This window comes from Leucobacter musarum subsp. musarum (assembly GCF_001273845.1).
Taxonomy (GTDB): Bacteria; Actinomycetota; Actinomycetes; order Actinomycetales; family Microbacteriaceae; genus Leucobacter; species Leucobacter musarum.
In genome coordinates this window covers 72157-87678 of sequence record NZ_JHBW01000069.1, presented here as the reverse complement: position 1 = coordinate 87678, position 15522 = coordinate 72157, and the positions used below count along the sequence as shown (strand labels likewise).

Here is a 15522-nt window from a genome sequence, read left to right as displayed (position 1 = left end):
AGGCTAACGCTTCGCGGCGGTCGCGCAAGACCCGTCGGCGGGTGCTGCGGCGGCGGGCGCGGCGGTGCTGGGTGCGGTATCGCTGGGCGCCGTGCTGCTGGGCGCGCCGATGGCTGCGAGCGCGGCGCCGACTGCCGCGGCGGGGGAGTGCTCGGGCAACACGCGCACCCTCGAAGCGATCCGCAGCTCCGCGATGAACGGGCTCGATGCCTCCCACTCGGCAATGGTGGACTCAACGGCATCGAAGAACCGATTCCCGAGGAGTCGCAGACCGCCGCCAACGACGATGGTGTGCGGGTCGAGCAGCAGCACCAGCATGCGGAGTGCCGTCGCCGTACCGCGCACGAGGTGCTCGAACGCCGCCTGTGCCTCGGCGTCACCACGATCGATCGCCGGGAGCAGGGCCCGGCCGGGGTGCTCGCCGCCGCCCGGCCAGTATGTGCGCAGTGCGGATCCGCTGGCCGCGGTCTCCAGGCATCCGAACTGCCCGCACGGGCATGCTCGGCCGAGCGGATCGATCGGGAGGTGCCCGATCTCCCCCGAGATCCCCGTGGCTCCGCGCTGCAGCACGCGGTCGATGACGAGACCGTTCGCCAGCCCGGTGCCCAGGTTCACGTAGACGACGGTGCCATCGAGCCCCATGAGGTGCGCCGCGCCGAGCGCAGCGGCATTGACGTCGTTGTCGAGCGCCACGGGCACGCCGACGCGATCACCGAGTCGTCGCGCGAGGGCGAGGCGCTCGATGCCGAGGTTGTATGCGAGCTGTACTTCGCCGGCGTCGCGGTTGATCTGCCCGGGAATGCCGACGCCGATCGAGGCGAACTCCGATCCCGGCCGGCCGACGGCAGACGCGAGATCGTCGACGGCCCGCTGCGCCGTCGCGAGTACGGCCTCTGCGCCCGGTGCGGTCGACCGTCTGACGGAGGCGACCACTCGGCCGTCGGCGTCGATCGCGACCGCCTCGGTCTTGGTGCCGCCGATATCCATGCCGACGCGGAGGGTGCTGTTCATCGCGTGCTCCCCGCCAGCAGGTGCCGCACGGCTTCGCCCGCGCGGAGCGTCGACCCTGAGGTTTCGAGATCCGCGCCCCACTCGGGGTCGGGCCAGCCCATTTCGACGGTCAGTGTCGGCACGCCATCGTCGCGCAACGATGCGATGCCGTCGCGCGAGAACTCGTGCCGGTGCAGATCCCGGCCGACGATGATGATCCCATCGGCCGGTGCGGCCCCGGGTGGCAGCGCATCGCTCCACGGCATCGGGGTCTCGGCGGTGACGAGGATGTCGCCCGGAGATGCGGGTGGCCCCCACGGAGCGGCGCCGACCGCCTGATTCGCGGAGGATTCGACGCGCAGCACGCGAGCGCGGGGATGCGCTGCCGCCCAGTGCGCTGCCGCCTCGGTGCCATTGAAGCTCGCGGCAATGCGCTCGAGCTCGAGGTGCGAGGCCGGCTCCGACGCGGATGCGAGCGCTGCGTCTGTCGCGCGACTCCTGGCGATGCCGAGAGCCGCGCGCGAGCGCAGCTCGTCGACGCGTTCCGCCGCGCGGTGCAGTCGGTCGGCTGAGAGACGCCCGTCGTTCACGGCCGCGATCACGCGCTCCTCGATCTCGGCCAGCAGCTCCGGGCTCGAACCGGTGCCGAGGCACAGCAGGTCGCACCCGGCGGCGAGCGCCCGCACCGCGGCTTCGGGGATACCGATCTCCGCACTCGCACCCTGCATGTCGAGCGCGTCAGAGACGATCACTCCGGCGAAGCCGAGTTGTTCGCGCAGGATCCCCTGCAAGATGCGCGCGCTGAACGTCGCGGGGAACTCCGCGTCGACCTCGGGCAGCAGAATGTGCGAGGTCATGATCGCGTCGACTCCGGCAGCGATCGCCGCCGCGAACGGGGGGAGATCGCGCTCCGCAAGCAGCGCAGCATCGGCCTCCACTGTGGGCAGGTGCAGGTGCGAATCGAGCGCGGTCGCCCCGTGTCCCGGAAAATGCTTCGCGCATGCGGCCGCGCCGGTGCCGCGCAAGCCGCGAATCCAGGCGTTCACATGACGGGAGACCAGTTCGGGGTCTGCCCCGAAGCTGCGCGTGCCGATCACGGGGTTGCGCGGGTCACTGTTGACATCGGCGACGGGTCCGAGCGCAAGGGTGAAGCCCGACGACAGGAGCTCGCGGCCCACCCGCGCGCCGACGCGCTCGGTGACGTCGACGTCATCCATGCGACCGAGCACGGCCGCGCCGGGATAGGGGGACCCTTCTCGGTAGTGCAGTCGCGTGACCTCGCCACCCTCCTCGTCAATCGCGATCATCAGGTCGGACGAGGCCGAACGGAGCGCGGCGCCGAGCGCGGCGAGTTGGGGCTGATCCTGCACATTCTCGCCGTACACGCACCACGAGTGCACACCGCCCGAGATCGCGTCGAACACCCAACGCGGAGGCTTGAGCCCGGCGAACCCCGGCATCAGCGTGGTGCGGATGGCCCGTCGCAGCCCGCTCATCCCTTGACCGCCCCGCTCACGAGGCCGCTCGTCATGCGCCCCTGCACGATGAGGAAGAAGATGATCACCGGCACCGCGACCAGCGTCGATGCCGCCATGACCTCGCCCCAGTCGATCGCGCGCGAAGCCGACTGCTGAATGAATCCGCGCAGCCACAGGGGCAACGTCTGCGTGCCCGAATCTTGCAAAATCACCAGGGCGACGGTGAACTCGTTCCAAGCCTGCAAGAAGGCGTACACGCCGCTGGCGACCAGGCCGGGTGCGAGGAGCGGGAACGTGATGCGCAGGAACGCTTGTGTGCGGCTCAGCCCGTCGACCATGGCGGCCTCTTCCAGCTCCGCAGGAATGCCCGCGACGAAGCCGCGCAGCATCCAGATCGTGAAGGGGACGACCGCGGCGATGTAGATGATGCTTACCCCGACGACTGAGTTGAGGAGATTGAGCGACCCCATCAGCTTGTACTGTGCGATGAACATGCCCTCGGCGGGCAGCATCTGGATGAAGAGCACAGCGAGCACGAAGCTGCGACGACCGCGGAACCGGAACCGACTGATGGCCAAGGCCGCGAGAAACGCGAAGATCAGGCAGCATGCGACCGCAATGCCGGCAACCGTCAGACTCACGCCCAGTGCGCGCAGAAATGAACCGTCGGAGACGACCGAGAAGAAGTTGCGCAACGAACCGCCGACGGGCAGCAACCGCGGCGTCGACTGATCGAGCACGACGCCGGGCAGCAGCGACGAGTTGAGCATCCAATAGACCGGGAACACCCAAATGAGAGCGACGAGGATCGCGACGACCGTGAGCACCGTGCGCCCCGGCCGGCCGATCCGCGCACGACCGCGCTGCCGCACGACCTCGACCGGGGCCGTCATAGTGGTGGTGCGAGGTGCACTCATCGCTCCTCATCCTCCTTCAGCAGATTGCGAACGTAGGCCCAGCTCAGCGCGATGGTGAGCAGGAGCACGAAGATGGACATCGCGCTCGCCATCGCGAAATCGCTCGATCCGATGCCGATCTGATAGATGTACGTGCCGAGCACGTCGGTCTGGCTCGCGATCGAACCGCGATCTTGCAGCAGCTTGATCTGGGTGAAGACCCGCAGATCCCAAATGATCTGCAACAGCATGACGATGCCGAGCACCGGCTTCACCAGCGGCAGAATGATGAACCGGAATCGCTGCCACGGGCTTGCGCCGTCCATCTGCGCCGCCTCGAGCACCTCGCCGGGCACCTGCGTCAGCCCCGCGTACATCGAGAACGCGACGAACGGCACGCTCATCCACACCACGATGATCAGGGCGACTCCGAAGAACGACAGCGGATCTTGCAGCCAGTTGTGCCCCTGCACCGGAAGCCCGATCGACCCGAGCACCCAATTCACCAACCCGCGGCGCCAATCGAAGATCCAGTTCCAGATGGTCATCGCGGCGACCACCGGGGTCGCCCAGGCGAGCAGCAACGAGATCTGCAGGGTGAGGCGCGCCGCGGTCGGAACCACCTGCATCAGCAGCGCCAGTGCGGTGCCGACGATCATGGTGACCCCCGCGGTGACGAGGCAGAAGGCGATCGACCGGGCGACCACGAGCCACGTTGTCGGGTTCGAGAACAACTCGATGTAATTGCCGAACCACACCCACTCGGGCGGCTGGCCGAACTGCTGGGCCAGGCCGAAGTGCTGCATCGAGGTGATGACCTGCCACACGACCGGGTAGCCGAGCGCGAGCAGCACGATCAGCGTCGCGGGGAGCAGCAGTGCGTACGGCGCGATGCGGAAACGGGGTCGGCGAGGAGCGACGGTGGAGTCTGCCATGACCGGCCTTTCGGAGCGAGAGGGGAGCTAGAACGGTCTGCGGGAGTCGGGCCCGGAATGCCGCAGCACCCGGGCCCGACGATCCTGCACTACTTCTGATTCAGCAGCGCGTCGAGCTTCGCGTTCGTATCGACCGCGAGCTGCTGCAGATCATCGGCATCGCGGATCTTCGAGAAGAACTCCTCCATGATGCTCTTCGACTCGATCGCGGCCCAGCCCGGTGCGGCGGGGGTCAGCTTCGAATTCGAGGCCGATTCGATCAGCGCCTGCGCGAACTGGTCGTCGCCGAGCGACGAGGCGTACTGCTGGTTCGCGGGACCGAGGCCGTTCTCGCCAAGCATCTTCTGGTAGTCCTCGGAGTAGACGATGCGCAGCAGCTCCTTCGCGAGCTCCGGTTCATCCGACTTCGCTGAGATACCGAGGTTCGAGCCGCCCGCGAACACCGGGGCCGGCTTGCCGTCGTTGCCGGGAAGCACGAACGTGCCGAACACGTCGTCGTTCCACTCGCGCGCCGCCTCGCCGTCGTCGCCCGTGGTGAGATCGCCGATCGAGAAGTGCGCCCAGCCCGGCGCCATGATCGTCGCCGCAGAGAGCGACAGATCATCGGTCACCGCCCCCGATTCGTCTTTCACCTGATCGGAGTCGTTGAGGTACTGGTACTGGTTCGCATCCTTCGCGTCGTTCGGAGCGTTCGAAGCCGTGCGGTAGATCTGCTGCAGCTGCTCCAGGCCGGTGATCGCCTCGGGGGAGTCGAGCGTCGCCTTCCACGAACCGTCGCTCTGCTTCTCGGCGATGTTGCCGCCGTTCGCGAAGATCCACGAGATCCCGTCGCGCCAGTCTTGGCCGCCGAGGTAGAAGCCCGAGAACTTGTCGATGCCCTTCGGATTCTTCTCCGTGATCGAGGTGACAGCGGCATTGAACTCGTCAAGCGTCTTCGGCACTTCGATGCCCGCCGCCTGCCACACATCCTTGCGATAGAACATGTAGCGCGACCCGAAGTAGTAGGGGAGCGTGTACTCCTTGCCGTCGACCTGGCCCACCTCGACGAACGACGGCAGCAGATCATCGCCGCCGAGCTCGTCGTACATGTCGCTGACGTCCAAGAACGCCCCCACGTTGGTGAACGTCGGGGAGAGCGTGTTGCCGATCTCGGTGACATCAGGAGTGTTATTGGCATCGGGGAGGGCCGTGGTCAGCTTCGTGACGATGTCGCCCCAGCCCTGCTCCTCGATCTTGAGCGTGGCGCCCGTGCGATCGTGGAACTCGTCGGTGAGGTAGTCGCGCAGGGTGTCAGGCGTATCGCTGCCGATGAGCCAGAGGGTGATCGACTTGCCGTCGCCGTCGACGGCGCCCGAGCCGCCGGAATCGCCGGCGCCCTGACTGCAACCGGTGAACAGGAGTGCGGAAGCCACGGCCGCAGCGGTGAGGCCGGTGAGCTTTCTCTTCATGGGAGGTTCCTTCTTTCGGAGTGACTGCGGAATGGATGGATGTGAGTCGGTGCACTGCACCCGCGCATCGTGCGGGTCAGGGGGTCAGGTGATCCCGAGCGTCGCCCCAAGCACTACGGCCGTCGCGCCCCGCAGTATGAGGTCGTCGCCCTGGCGGCTGGTGCGCAGTACGAGAGTGTCGTGCGAATCGGGCATGGTGCGGCGGCGCAGAATCTCGAGGGTCGCCTCGGCGAGTACCCCGTCGACCAATTCGATCGGGCCCGCAAGCACGACCTCGGCGAGGTTCAGCACGCCGACCACCGGTGCGAGAGCGATGCCGAGGCGTTGCCCGGCCTCGCGGAGCACGGCTTCGCGCTGATCGGGATGGGCCGCGAGCGCACTGGTCAGCGATGGTACTGACAACCAGTGCTCAAGCACCTGCTCGCGGGCGTACGGGGCCTCGATGCCCAGGTCGGTGCCGACCATCACCTGACCGATCTCGCCCGAGGCGAAACGGGTACCGACCACCGGTCGGCCCGCCACGACGAGGCCCGAACCCACACCGTGCCCGATCGTGATCACGATGAAATCGTCGGTCGCGTCACCGAACCGCAGCTCGGCGAGGGCGGCAAGGTTGGCATCGTTCATGACCACCGTGGTGATGCCGGTGCGCTCGGCGAGCACTCCGCGCAGGTCGAGCTGATGCCAGCCCAGGTTCGCCGCGGTGCGCACCACTCCATCGGCATCGACAACGCCGGGGGTGCCGACGCCGATGCCGAGCACCGGCACCGATGCGCGTTCGAGCAGGTCGAGCGCGAGCCGCACCGCTCGCTCGCTCGCGGCGTCGCCGACCGCGCCGTCGAGCGGTGTCTCGGCGCGTTCGATGACGGTGCCGTCGAGGTCGAGCAGTGCGCCGCGGAACCGTCGATCGTCGCTGAGATCGAGCGCGAGCACCGAGAATGCGGTGCGGGCGAGGTCGACGAGGATCGCGGGTTTGCCGGGGCGCTGCGACTCCTGAACGCCGAGCTCGGTCGCGAAGCCGTCGCTCAGCAGCTCGGCGACGAGGCCCGAGACGGTCACCTTCGTGAGCCCTGTGGCGCGCGCGAGATCGGCGCGGCTCATCGGGCCGGCCGCCGAGAGCGTCTGGAGTACCAGCGTGCGATTGTGCTGCTTTGCGTCGCCGGGCGTCGCGCCCAACCCGGCGCGGTGAGCGCCCCCGAACTGGGCGCCCGCGGGGGAGAACCCGGCGGAGCCGGGAGCAGGGCTCGTGCGCGTCCCTGAACGCGACAGTGCGATCGTCATGACAGTTAGTAAAGCTAACGAACTAATTCTGCGCAAGCCCTGCGGGAATATTCTTTCCGCGCGGATGTTCGGGGCCGCTGCATCGCTCGCTCACTCACCGCGGCTTTGGCCTGTGCTTCCGCCGTAACTTTGGCCGCCGCTGCCGTTTCTGCCCTCATTTTCGGGATCGGTGTCACTTTGTGTAGTTCTTGAGCGGTGTGAGGCGGTTTCGACTGCAATTTTTGACCCCGATTCGGTGGGCTGGTGGCTGAAGGCTGAAGGCTGAAGGCTGAAGGCTGAAGGCTGAAGGCTGAAGGCTGAGGGCTGGCGGGTGCCTCAGCGCGCGAGCGCATCGGCGAAGGCCTTCGCGATTCTGGAGAGCAGGTTGCTCGGATCGCGGAGATCCGCGGCGGTGACCCTGATGACCCGCCACCCGTGCTCGTGCAGCACTTCGATGCGCCGGAGGTCGAGCCGCACCTGCCGCGGATCGGTGAAGTGGTGCACGCCCTCGTACTCGATTGCGATGCGCAGTTCGGGGTATCCCAGGTCGACATGCAACTCGCGATGTCGACCGTCGATCATCACTGCCACGGCGCAGTCGACGGTGGGTTCCGGGTAGCCGGCTCCCACGAGCATCAGGCGCAGTCGACTCTCCTGGGGTGAATCCACGCCAGCCCGGACCGCCTCCAATGCTCGCGAGCGGAGCGGAGTGCCGGTACCTCGGGAATGCTGACCGTGGGCTGCGCGAAGCTGATCGAGGGTTGCGAGCTCGGGGGTGCGCTGCCCACCGCTACTCAGGATGCGACTGCCCGACACAATGGCGTCTCCAGCGACGACCAGGGCTTCGAAGCCGAGCACCGCGCTGAGCTGACACCACACGTCTGCGGGGCTCGGAATCGCTACCCCATCACGCGACTCGAACTTGAGCAAGTCGGGCCGTACGCGATGTCCGAGCAGGCCGGATCGTCTTGGAGCGCGGGCTGGCGTGATGACTCCGACTTCGACCTCGCGATGTCGAGGGGGTGGGGCGGGAATGCGCAGGATCGCGGCGGCGGAGCGGCGCGAAGTGAATCTGCCGGTGGCTAGCGACCTGCCGACCGCCAGGCATCGGTCGCGATACACGGAGAGATCGAGCCCGCTGTCGGGCGTCACGACAAGCCCGGTCGCCACTCGAGCGAGGCGCGGAGACCGGAGGCGGCCGCGGCTCACTCCGGCGCTGTGGAGAGCGCCGACGGAGTGCGCGCCGGGCGGGACCGGGGTCGCTGTTGATTGCCGCATACGGCCAGCCTGGCGGGGCGAGGTCGCGGGAAACGACGCAGGCGGAGCCTGCGACGAATCTGTGGAGAGCGAACGCGCAAGCGCTCGCTGTGCACGGACAACGTCGATCGCCGATGCGCCGCCCGGCCCAGTTCAGCGCCCGGCCGGCCGTTCCGTCCGCCCGATCCGCCTCCCGCGCGAATCGGTGTCACTTTTTGCAGTTGAGGCCGCGAAATCGAGCCCGAAAACTACACAAAGTGACACCGATTCTGCGTCAAGGGGAAAGCGCCGCCGCAGCCGCAGCGAGAACAGGCTACGAGATGCGCGCCCCCGTCGCCGCGTCGAAGAAATGCAGGCGCTCGGGCGCGGGCACGAGCGTCACCGTTTCGCCGGCTGCGGGGTGGTCGCGGCCGTCGACGCGGGCGACGATCGTGGCGCCTCCCGAACTGGTCGAGGTGAGCGCGTCGGGGTCGACGCCCGATCCGCCGCCGGCGACGGAGGTGGTGCGGCCGTAGAGATAGCCGTCAGCGCCGAGCTCTTCGACGAGGTCGATGGTGACCGACAGGCCTGGCGTGCCGGCGGGCGCGAGCGTCAGGTCTTCAGGGCGGATGCCGATCGTCACGCCCGATCCGGTTGCGCGTTCGCGCACGCCGGGCGACAGCGGCACGCTGAGCGAACCGGTTCGGGCGGATTCGCCCGAGATTTCTGCGGGGAGGAGGTTCATCGCGGGCGAGCCGATGAAGCCCGCGACGAACACGTTGTCGGGTGCGGCGTAGAGGTCGCGCGGGGTGCCGACCTGCTGCAGCACACCGTCTTTGAGCACGGCGATGCGGTCGCCCATGGTGAGCGCCTCGGTCTGATCGTGCGTGACGTAGACCGTCGTGACGCCGAGCCGCCGCTGCAGCGACGCGATCTGGGTGCGGGTCTGCACGCGCAGCTTGGCGTCGAGGTTCGACAGCGGCTCGTCCATCAGAAACACCTGCGGCTGGCGCACGATCGCGCGCCCCATCGCAACGCGCTGCCGCTGGCCGCCCGAGAGCGCTTTCGGCTTGCGATCGAGGTACTCCTCGAGGTCGAGCATGCGGGCCGCCTCGAGCACGCGCTCGTCGCGTTCGGTTTTCGAGACGCCGGCGATCTTGAGCGCGAAGCCCATGTTGTCGGCGACGCTCATGTGCGGGTACAGCGCGTAATTCTGGAAGACCATCGCGATATCGCGATCCTTCGGGGGCATTTCTGAGACGTCGCGATCGCCGATGATGATGCGCCCCGAATCGATCTCCTCGAGCCCGGCGAGCATGCGGAGCGTGGTCGATTTGCCGCAGCCGGATGGGCCGACGAGCACGAGAAATTCTCCATCGCCGATGTCGAGATCGAGCTCATCGACCGAGGGGCGCGTTGCGCCCGGGTACACGCGAGACACGTGGTCAAACGTCACTGTTGCCATGATTTCCTCCACCGGCAGGTACGTGCCGGACGATCCGTTGTAGAGCCGGCAGCCTCGCGGCCACCGGTGCCCGTCGTTGGGCGGCCCCAGGCTAACAGCGCGGCTGCGCGGGATTCAAGGGCGCTGCCCGTGCGCGACGAATCGGAAGCGGTCACCACGGAAGCGAGAGCGTGTGTACTCGCGGGCGACCCCGTCGGTAGATCGGGCCACGCGATCGACGAGCAGCAGCGGGTGCCCCACGGCGACGCCGAGCCGCTCCGCATCGTCGGGCCCGGCGAGCGCGGTGCCGATCTCGTCATCGACGACCGCAAGTTCGACGCCGAACTCGTCGCGGAGCGTCGCGTACAACGAACCGCGCTCGGCGAGGGCGCCCGCGAGCCCCGGGTACGTGCCGGGCAGGTGCGCGATCTCATGCGCGAGCGGGGTCGCCTCGTGCAGGCGCACGCGTTCGACGCGGGTGACGGGGGAGCCGGCTTCGAGGCCGAGTGCGGCCGCGATATCGCGCTCGGGATCGCCGCCCGCCGTGGTCTCGACGATACCGAGCACGTGACTGTCGAGCGGCACCTCGCCGAAGTCCTCGCTGAGCGAGGTGAGCGATCGCACGTGCACGATCGGCGGGGGCGCGACGAACGTGCCGCGGCCCTGCTCGCGCACGATGCGCCCTTCGGCCTCGAGCGCGGAGAGGGCCTGTCGGATCGTGGTGCGCGAGGTGCCCCAGTGCTCGGCGAGTTCGCGTTCGGTGGGCAGCGGATCGCCCGGCCGGGCGTATCGCAGCGCCTTGAGCAGGTGGAGTTTCTGCGCGTAATGCTTGGGCGTGCTGGGCATCGTGTCTCCAGAGAACGGCATCGGCGAGCCCGCATGCGGCACGGTTGACATCGCCGTCTCAGCGCTGCACACTTGCCGATGAGGATTGGTCTAGTCCATTTTATGACCCCGTCGGTGCGTGCGCTACAGATGCGCGCGATCGACCGATGCACGGGGAGCAATTCGTACCGGGAGCAAGGGAGACACGACGTGGATGTCATCATCGAGGCAGATGCGGCAGCCGTCGCCGAGCGCGCCGCCGACCTGATCGCGGCCGTAATCGAGAGTCGGTCGAACCCCGTGATCGGCGTCGCGACGGGATCGTCGCCCCTCGGAACCTACGATGCGCTGGCCGCACGGGTGCACGAGGGGCACCTCGACACCCGCGGCGTCACCGCCTTCGCGCTCGACGAGTACGTGGGCCTCGCCCCGGAGCATCCGGAGAGCTACCGCTCGGTGATTCGCCGCACCGTCACCGAACCCCTGCGGCTTGACGCAGACCGCGTGCACGTGCCCGACGGCAGCGCCGACGATCTGGAGGCCGCGTGCGCCGCGTACGAGCGTGCGATCGCCGAGGCCGGCGGCATCGACGTGCAACTGCTCGGCATCGGCGCGAACGGGCACATCGGGTTCAATGAGCCGACCTCGTCGTTCGCCTCGCGCACCCGGGTGAAGACGCTGGCTCCGCGCACGCTCGCCGACAACGCCCGCTTCTTCGATGGCGAGCAGCCGCCCGAGCACTGTCTGACCCAGGGACTCGGCACAATTCTCGATGCGCGCCAGCTGGTGCTCGTGGCCCAGGGGGCCGAGAAAGCGGATGCCGTTGCGCGCATGATCGAGGGGCCCGTGGCGAGCATGTGCCCGGCGAGCGCGCTGCAGCTGCACCCGCGGGCGACGGTGTTCATCGATCGAGCCGCGGCTGCCTCCCTGACGTTGACCGAGTACTACGAGCACGTACAGGCGCGCATGCCGGCGGCGGCATACGCGGGTGGCGGATCGCGATGACCTCGCCTGACTGCCTGCTCACGGCGGCTCGCGTCGTCACCGGCTCCGCGGTGCACGCGCCCGGGTGGGCGCGGGTTTCGGGTGATCGGGTGATAGCGGTGGGGAGCGGAGTGCCAGACGACGACGATGCTCGCTTGCTGCACCGCGTCGACCTGGGCGAGGCGACCATCGTGCCCGGATTCGTCGACATCCATGTGCACGGCGGGGGAGGATCGAGCTACCCCGACAGTGGCGCAGGCGACGGGGTCACGCCGGCGAAGCGAGCCCGCGCCGCGCACCTCGCGCACGGCACCACGCGCAGCATGGCGAGTCTCGTCGCCGCGACGCCCGAGCGACTGTTGGCTCAGGTGGCGGCGCTCGCACCGCTCGTCGCGGACGGCGAACTCGGTGGCATCCACGTCGAAGGGCCGTGGCTGAGCGCGGGTCGGGCCGGCGCGCACGATCCCGCGGTGCTGCGCGCACCCGACTCCGCCGAGGTCGCCGACCTGCTCGACGCTGGGCGATCCGGAACGGACGGCCGCACCGCGATCGCAGTGGTCACCATCGCGCCCGAGTTACCAGGCGCGATCGCCGCGATCGAGCAGTTCGTCGCCGCAGGCGTGCGCGTCGGCATCGGCCACACCGACGCCGATGCGGCCTGCACACGACGCGCGATCGATGCCGGGGCGACACTGGCCACGCACCTCTTCAACGCGATGCCGCCGCTGCACCACCGGCAGCCGGGGCCGGTGCTCGCGCTCATGCACGATCCGCGCGTCACCCTCGAGCTCGTCGCAGACGGCATCCACCTCGCCCCCGAGCTCGCCCGCTGGGTGGTCGCGTCGGCCGGCGCGCAGCGTGTTGCCCTGGTCACCGACGCGATGGCAGCGGCCGGGCAGGGCGACGGCGACTATCGACTGGGAGGCCTCGACGTCGCGGTGCGCGACGGAGTCGCTCGCCTGCGCGGCGAGACGGGTGGCATCGGCGCGATTGCCGGCAGTACGGCCACGATGGATCGGCTCTTCCGCTCGTGGATCCTCGGCGACGGCGACGGTGATGGCGACGGCGACAACGACGCTGCCGACAATGCCTCAGAACCCCCGAGCGACGCGCGCTGGAGCGAAGCGGTGAGGGTGACCGCCACGACGCCGGCTCGCGCGGTCGGTTGGGTCGACTCGGGTGATCTCGCGACCGGGATGCGTGCCGACCTCGTGGTGCTCGACCCCGCGGTGCGGGTGCAGCGGGTGATGCGCGGCGGCGCGTGGGTGGCGGATCACCCGACGACGTGAGCGGAATCCGCGCATGGGGATCCCCCGTGAAAACTATCTCGATGTCGAGATACCCGTCGCGACTCGGGTAGGATGGATCGCGGTTTGACCACGACGAAAACGGGAGATGTGTTGGCGAAGATCAAGGTTGAAGGTACGGTCGTCGAGCTCGACGGCGACGAGATGACGCGCATCATCTGGCAGTTCATCAAGGACCGCCTGATCCACCCCTACCTCGACGTGACGCTCGAGTACTACGACCTCGGCATGGAGCACCGCGACGCGACCGACGACCAGGTCACCATCGATGCGGCGCACGCGATCCAGAAGCACGGCGTCGGCGTCAAGTGCGCCACCATCACCCCCGATGAGGCGCGCGTCGAAGAGTTCGGCCTCAAGAAGATGTGGCGCAGCCCGAACGGCACGATCCGCAACATCCTCGGCGGCGTGATCTTCCGCGAGCCGATCATCATCTCGAACATCCCGCGCCTGGTGCCCGGTTGGAACAAGCCGATCATCATCGGCCGTCACGCGTTCGGCGATCAGTACCGCGCGACCGACTTCCGCTTCCAGGGCGAGGGCACGCTCACCGTGGAGTTCACACCGAACGACGGCTCCGAGCCGCAGAAGTTCGAGGTCTTCCAGTCGCCCGGTGACGGCATCGCGCAGGTGCAGTACAACCTCGACGCCTCGATCCGCGACTTCGCTCGCGCATCGCTCAACTACGGTCTGAGCCGCAACTACCCGGTGTATCTCTCCACGAAGAACACCATCCTGAAGGCGTACGACGGCCGGTTCAAGGATGTCTTCCAGGACATCTACGACACCGAGTTCAAGGAGCAGTTCGAGGCTGCCGGGCTCACCTACGAGCACCGCCTCATCGACGACATGGTCGCTTCGGCCATGAAGTGGGAGGGCGGCTACGTCTGGGCCTGCAAGAACTACGACGGCGACGTGCAGTCGGACACCGTGGCGCAGGGCTTCGGGTCGCTCGGTCTCATGACCTCCGTGCTGGCGACGCCCGACGGCAAGGTCGTCGAGGCCGAGGCCGCTCACGGCACCGTGACCCGTCACTACCGTCAGCACCAGCAGGGCAAGCCCACCTCGACGAACCCGATCGCGTCGATCTTCGCCTGGACGCGCGGCCTCGCGCACCGCGGCAAGCTCGATAACAATCAGGAGCTCATCGAGTTCTCGCACACCCTCGAAGACGTCGTTATCAAGACCGTTGAGTCGGGCAAGATGACCAAGGATCTCGCGCTGCTCGTCGGCCCGGATCAGGCGTACCAGACGACCGAGGAGTTCCTCGCGTCGATCGACGAGAACCTGTCGACTCGACTGGCGTAATCTCGCTCTCGCGTTCGCGCGCAACGGGGATCGGTGCTTCGGCGCCGGTCCCCGTTGCCGTCTCCGAGCGCTCTGCCGCCGACCGCCCGGACGATGCGTCGGACGGTCGGGACCGAGCGTCGGGCGCCGGGCGCCCGATCCGACCACGATGGAATCATGACCATTACTGCTCCCGTTCCCACGGTGCCCGCGGCCGATGCCGCGACCGGGAAGGCCGCGCGCCGACCCATGAATTACCCCGCGCTGATCACGATGATGCTGATGAGCTTCTTCCTCGTGACCGCCGAATTCGTGCCGAGCGGCATGTTGACGAGTATCGCCGATGGCCTCGGGGTCACACCCGGGCAGGCGGGGCAGATGGTCGCGGTCACCGCGTTCGCCGGGCTGATCGCGGCGCCGACGGTAGGCCTCATCTTCCCGAAGCTCAACCGCCGCTCGCTGCTCGTGTGGCTGTCGCTCGCCGCCGCGCTCTCGAACGTGCTTGTCGCGATCTCGCCGAACCTGCTGCTCGTGATTCTCGCGCGCTTCATCTTGGGGGCTGCGATCTCGGGCTTCTGGTCGATGTCGATCTCGGTAGCCGCGAAGATCGCCGGGCCGGATCGCCTGGGCAAGGCGGTCATGTTCAACTCCGCGGGCGTCTCGCTCGCCACGGTGGCGGGCGTGCCGCTCGGCGTCATGCTCAGTGAGGCGCTCGACTGGCGCAGCGTGTTCTGGGTTGCCGCGGGGCTCAGCGCCGTGCTCGCGCTCGTGCTGCGCTGGCTGCTGCCGTCGGTGCCGGCCGAGAACGCCGCCCGCCTCTCGACGCTCGGGGCCGCGTTGCGACGCCCGGGTATCGCACTCGGCGTGGTCGCGAACGTGCTCGTCGTCTCCGGGCATTTCTTGGCCTACACCTACGTGCGCCTCGCGCTCGAGCGGGTCAGCGAGGGCGGCACGCACATCGGCGCCGACACGATCGTCGTGCTGCTCGCGCTCTTCGGTGTCGGCGGGCTTGTCGGCAATGTGGTGATCGGGTTCGTGGTCGACCGCGGCTACCGCGCGCTCATCATCGTGACGCCGGTGCTGATCGCCGGATTGATCCTGCTCATCATCGCTTCGTCGGGGTCGCTGTGGGCGACCGGCGGCGCAGTCGTCGTGTGGGGATTCTTCTACGCCGCGTGGCTCATCATCGCGAATACCTGGGTCGGCAACCGCCTGCCCGACCTGCTCGAGGCCGGCGGCAGTCTCATCGTCGTCGGATTCCAGGCCGGCATCACCATTGCGGCCGCGTTCGGCGGGCTGCTGGTCGATGCGTGGGGCATCGTCGCGGTCTTCGTGATCGGCGGGGCGGCGCTGCTCGTCGGGGCCGCGTTGTTCGGCATCTCCGACCGTATTTCGGAGGGTCGCCGCAAGCGGGGGTGATCCTCAGCTCACA

13 protein-coding genes are annotated in these 15522 nt (G+C 68.2%); 4 read left to right on the top strand and 9 right to left on the bottom strand.

The window, feature by feature from the left end; all coding sequences use genetic code 11:
- Nucleotides 1-3: 3 nt before the first annotated feature.
- The 9 genes from CH42_RS07140 to CH42_RS07095 all read right to left on the bottom strand — a co-directional run bounded on the left by CH42_RS07140 (nt 4) and on the right by CH42_RS07095 (nt 10533).
- The gene (locus tag CH42_RS07140) at nt 4-1011 is read right to left on the bottom strand and encodes an ROK family protein (protein WP_075205286.1); all 1008 of its coding nucleotides are present in this window, start codon (nt 1009-1011) and stop codon (nt 4-6) included.
- Nucleotides 1008-2486, bottom strand: a complete 1479-nt coding sequence (locus CH42_RS07135) for a glycoside hydrolase family 3 protein (protein ID WP_053352528.1) — start codon at nt 2484-2486, stop codon at nt 1008-1010. Before CH42_RS07135 ends, CH42_RS07140 begins: the two co-directional genes overlap by 4 nt.
- A complete protein-coding gene (locus CH42_RS07130) occupies nt 2483-3385 on the bottom strand; it encodes a carbohydrate ABC transporter permease (RefSeq protein ID WP_053352527.1) in 903 nt (300 codons plus the stop codon). The genes CH42_RS07135 and CH42_RS07130 overlap by 4 nt, the downstream gene beginning before the upstream one ends.
- On the bottom strand, nt 3382-4299 hold the full coding sequence (locus tag CH42_RS07125; RefSeq protein WP_053352526.1) for a carbohydrate ABC transporter permease: 918 nt from the start codon (nt 4297-4299) through the stop codon (nt 3382-3384). The genes CH42_RS07130 and CH42_RS07125 overlap by 4 nt, the downstream gene beginning before the upstream one ends.
- An 89-nt stretch (nt 4300-4388) precedes the next feature.
- Nucleotides 4389-5747 carry an extracellular solute-binding protein gene (locus CH42_RS07120; protein WP_053352525.1) on the bottom strand — a complete coding sequence of 453 codons (1359 nt, stop codon included), beginning with the start codon at nt 5745-5747 and terminating at the stop codon, nt 4389-4391.
- A gap of 84 nt (nt 5748-5831) precedes the next feature.
- Entirely contained in the window at nt 5832-7028 is a 1197-nt protein-coding gene (locus CH42_RS07115; RefSeq protein ID WP_082309340.1) for an ROK family transcriptional regulator, read from the bottom strand.
- Nucleotides 7029-7343: 315 nt separating this feature from the next.
- The gene (locus CH42_RS16350; RefSeq protein ID WP_156322496.1) at nt 7344-8285 is read right to left on the bottom strand and encodes an endonuclease domain-containing protein; all 942 of its coding nucleotides are present in this window, start codon (nt 8283-8285) and stop codon (nt 7344-7346) included.
- 292 nt (nt 8286-8577) lie between these two features.
- A complete protein-coding gene (locus CH42_RS07100; protein ID WP_053352522.1) occupies nt 8578-9708 on the bottom strand; it encodes an ABC transporter ATP-binding protein in 1131 nt (376 codons plus the stop codon).
- Nucleotides 9709-9822: 114 nt separating this feature from the next.
- Entirely contained in the window at nt 9823-10533 is a 711-nt protein-coding gene (locus CH42_RS07095) for a GntR family transcriptional regulator (protein WP_053352638.1), read from the bottom strand.
- Nucleotides 10534-10722: 189 nt separating this feature from the next.
- Between CH42_RS07095 and nagB the strand changes: the two genes are divergently transcribed.
- The 4 genes from nagB to CH42_RS07075 all read left to right on the top strand — a co-directional run bounded on the left by nagB (nt 10723) and on the right by CH42_RS07075 (nt 15509).
- Nucleotides 10723-11517 (top strand): glucosamine-6-phosphate deaminase, encoded by a 795-nt coding sequence (gene nagB, locus CH42_RS07090; protein ID WP_053352521.1) that lies wholly within the window; start codon nt 10723-10725, stop codon nt 11515-11517.
- The gene (locus tag CH42_RS07085) at nt 11514-12785 is read left to right on the top strand and encodes an N-acetylglucosamine-6-phosphate deacetylase (RefSeq protein WP_053352520.1); all 1272 of its coding nucleotides are present in this window, start codon (nt 11514-11516) and stop codon (nt 12783-12785) included. The genes nagB and CH42_RS07085 overlap by 4 nt, the downstream gene beginning before the upstream one ends.
- 111 nt (nt 12786-12896) lie before the next feature.
- Nucleotides 12897-14111, top strand: a complete 1215-nt coding sequence (locus tag CH42_RS07080; RefSeq protein WP_053352637.1) for an NADP-dependent isocitrate dehydrogenase — start codon at nt 12897-12899, stop codon at nt 14109-14111.
- Between the two features lie 156 nt (nt 14112-14267).
- Nucleotides 14268-15509, top strand: coding sequence for an MFS transporter (locus CH42_RS07075; RefSeq protein WP_053352519.1), 1242 nt, complete (start codon nt 14268-14270; stop codon nt 15507-15509).
- Nucleotides 15510-15522 lie beyond the last annotated feature (13 nt).